Raw genomic sequence first — 3,139 nt, 5'->3', positions numbered from 1 at the left:
ACTGCTAGGCAGGCAGCAAAGCCATGTTCAAGGATTTTTACGCGCAGCGCGGAGAGTACGTGGTGATCTCCGCCGAGCAGGCCAGTCGCTTCGCCAAGGGCGTGGCCGGCGATTACAACCCGATTCACAACCCGGACGCACGGCGTTTCTGTGTGCCCGGAGACTTGTTGTTCACGCTGGTACTGGTGAAGTTCGGGCTGTCGCGACAAATGGAATTTCGCTTCACCAATATGGTAGGCGCTGATACACCGCTCAAGTTTAGCGAAGCCGACAACGGCGATATCCATGTCTGCGACGAGAGCGGAAAGTGCTATTTGCAGGTGGTACGCCGAGGGGAAGTCACCCGTGACGAAGCGGCCGTGGAAGCCTTCGCGCGTTGCTACGTGGCCTTCTCGGGCAAGAATTTCCCGCACTATCTGAAGCCCTTGATGGAGCAGCACGGGGTGATGTTCAACCCCAAGCGCCCGCTGGTGATCTACGACAGCATGGGCTTCTGTCTGGACCGGCTGGATGCGCTGTCACCGGATCTCGCCTTGACCCAGTCGTCTCTCGAAGTCCAGGGCAAGCGTGCCGATGCGCTGCTGGAGTTCTCCATTCAGTCCTCTGGCCAGCCCGTGGGCGTGGGCTCCAAGAAACTGGTGGTCAGCGGCCTGTGCAACTACGACGACAGCGAGATGGCGGCCATCGTGGCTGAGTTCTATCGTCTCAAGGCCGCTTACGAAGCCGCCTGAAGCGCGATGTCAAAGCCCCCATGGCGGTGTGACGCCATGGGGGCGCTGCTCTCAAGTTTCCGGTGGCTGCGTGGCCAGCTGTAGCGCCACGGTGGTAACGCGCTCCCCCAGAATTCCTTCGACGCTCAGCGTCATGCCGTCCAGCTGCAGCGTGTCGCCCGCTCTCAAGGGCTCGTCGAGCGCTTTGTGAAACGGCGTGTCCAGCGCCCTCTCATCGGGATCAAGTGTATGCAGCTGGTGGAAAACGGTGGCGCGCGGTGTACGGAGTGGGTCGGCATGGCTTCGTCCTGATGGCAGCGGAACCTTTACCGCTTGCGGGCTTGCCGTACGCTTATTCGAAGTTGATGACTCGCCACAGCGGGGCGAATTACAGCGCGTTAACTGCCAACATTGCCGCCACTGGCTCGACAGACACCATTCAACACAAGACTAAACGAAAGCAGGGGCACGCAATGGCGAAAACAAGAGCCAAAAAGTGATACGTCGCTTGGGTAGGTCGGACCCCCGGGATCTACACGACCTGGGCTGAGTGTGAGCGCCAGGTTAAAGGGTTCCCCTCCGCACGCTATAAGTCTTTCCAAAGTGAAGAGGCCGCCCACTAGGCGTTTGCCAGAACGGCCAAGGCGCCAGCTCACAAAGCAAGTGGCAGCCGCTCCACCAAGAAAACGGCCGCGAAAACGCCAAAGGCTCCGACTCAGAAGACCCTGAGCGCCGTCGATGTCGAGATTTTCTGTGATGGGGCGTGCGACCCTAACCCTGGCCCCTCCGGCTCCGGCGTGGTGGTTTACCGGCAAGGCATGCTGAGCGACCTGTACTACGGCCACTTTGCCCCGATGGGAACCAACAACACCGCCGAGCTGTTGGCGCTGCAAGAGTCGCTATTCCTTGCCAAAACGGCCCTTTCCGAAAGTAAGAGCGTGCGTATCCGCCCCGACTCGCAGTATGCAATCAAGTGTATCAGCCAATGGGCGAGCGGGTGGAAAAAGCGTGGTTGGCGTCGGCCCAACAATGAGCCGGTCAAGAATCAGGCCATTGTAGAAGCCGCCTATAACCTCTACAACGAAATTGGTCACGCCATCGAATTGGTGCACGTCAAAGCCCATGTGGGGATCGAGGGTAACGAGTTGGCCGATCGCATGGCGATGAAAGCTTCTGTCGAACGCCAGGGCGCGTTTGTTAAATACCAGGGTACTCTGGACACCCAAGAGATCCTTCGCTTGGAGCGGGGGTAAGGAGAGACAGATGGAATTTTGCTCACGGTGCGATGGTGGGGCTATTCACGCGCCAAACTGCCCGATGTGTGGAGGTTCCGGTTTTGTCGATAGCCAGAAGGGGGCTAGTGCGTCAGCTTATAGCGTGCCGTCTCCGTTCCATAACAACGCCAGCGCGGCCCGCCTCGCACGAGAGGAAGAAAAACGACGCTCGGTGAAAGTCTACAGGGCTAAGGGCAGCCCCCAAAAGGAATCAAGACTTGGCCCGAAGACTGAAGCCGTTCCCGCGATAGCGCCTAACCCGCACTCTCATGCGAAACAGGCGAAGACTAGGCAGCCCCAGCCAAAATCGGGCAAGGCAAAGGAAGCATCTGGAGCCAGGATCACCAACACCGCATTGGCCGATCAGTTGAGCGCTTTAAAATCGGAGCTAGTGCTGGCACCGGCGAAACCGGCTAAAAAGCGCAAAAAGAAACGACGCTCTCCCAAAAGTCGAGAGAACCCGGTCCTATCGGCTCCCCGGTTATCACGGCCCAAGCCCCGCAAGAACATCCCTTTCATTCCTGTAGTGAATGGCAAGGTATCGGTACTGGTGGGGGTGCGTGAAAAGAGCGAATCACGATTTGCGACCAGTGTTGGGCCCATGCGTGCCGCGGGAGCCTTCAAAAGTGATCTTCCTTTTAATACGGCGCGCGACGAAGATGAGCCGCAAGGCACAAGCCGTGCTTTTCAAGAGCATCACCAGGAAGAAGATGGTAGCCGCTATATGGGCCATAGCTTTCGTGAAGAAAGCGGTCGCTTTGGCTCACTGCCGCTGCACGACAACCTGGACGAAATAGACGATTATTAATTTCTTCAAATGGCAAACAGCCCATTATGGGCCCGACACAAAGAGGTATATATGAACCATCTTCATGCTGACAATGCTGGATTCAGCGCCAACGAAGAAACACAGGCTGCTGGCGCTCACAAGGATAATGTCGCTCCGTTTCAGCTGCCCGCAGATCACGTCGAGTATCCCGCTGCCTCTTTGGAGGAGATCGCACCGCGGGTAGACGATATCCTGGAGGCCGCCAAATCACTGGCTTCTGCGGCCAAGAAGCTGGAGAAAAACCGTCAAGAAGAAGAAGAGGCAGAACAGAGCGCAAGAGCGCTTCAACAAGAAGCCAATGAGGCTTTTGACGCTCGCCTAGCAGT

The 3,139-nt window shown here is 57.5% G+C and carries 4 protein-coding genes and 1 pseudogene; all 5 read left to right on the top strand.

The features are described from left to right. The first annotated feature begins 23 nt into the window (after nt 1-23). Complete coding sequence (locus tag B7L72_RS02370; RefSeq protein ID WP_039175785.1) at nt 24-731, top strand: DUF3581 family protein; 708 nt, start codon at nt 24-26, stop codon at nt 729-731. A 491-nt stretch (nt 732-1,222) separates the two neighbouring features. After that, nucleotides 1,223-1,333 (top strand): annotated as a pseudogene (locus B7L72_RS19045) (ribonuclease H1 domain-containing protein); the annotation flags it as partial. Between the two features lie 102 nt (nt 1,334-1,435). After that, the gene (locus tag B7L72_RS02360) at nt 1,436-1,963 is read left to right on the top strand and encodes a ribonuclease H family protein (protein WP_081192352.1); all 528 of its coding nucleotides are present in this window, start codon (nt 1,436-1,438) and stop codon (nt 1,961-1,963) included. A 10-nt stretch (nt 1,964-1,973) separates the two neighbouring features. Further along, nucleotides 1,974-2,792, top strand: coding sequence for a hypothetical protein (locus tag B7L72_RS18080; protein WP_139788416.1), 819 nt, complete (start codon nt 1,974-1,976; stop codon nt 2,790-2,792). Nucleotides 2,793-2,843: 51 nt separating this feature from the next. Continuing rightward, nucleotides 2,844-3,139 (top strand): hypothetical protein (locus B7L72_RS18430; protein ID WP_176212821.1); only part of this gene is annotated, 296 nt, incomplete at its 3' end.

The sequence above is a fragment of the Halomonas sp. BC1 genome (genome assembly GCF_002078135.1).
Classification (GTDB): Bacteria; Pseudomonadota; Gammaproteobacteria; order Pseudomonadales; family Halomonadaceae; genus Vreelandella; species Vreelandella stevensii.
Note: the sequence above shows the minus strand (reverse complement) of the source record. Positions and strands in the feature narration are given on the sequence as shown.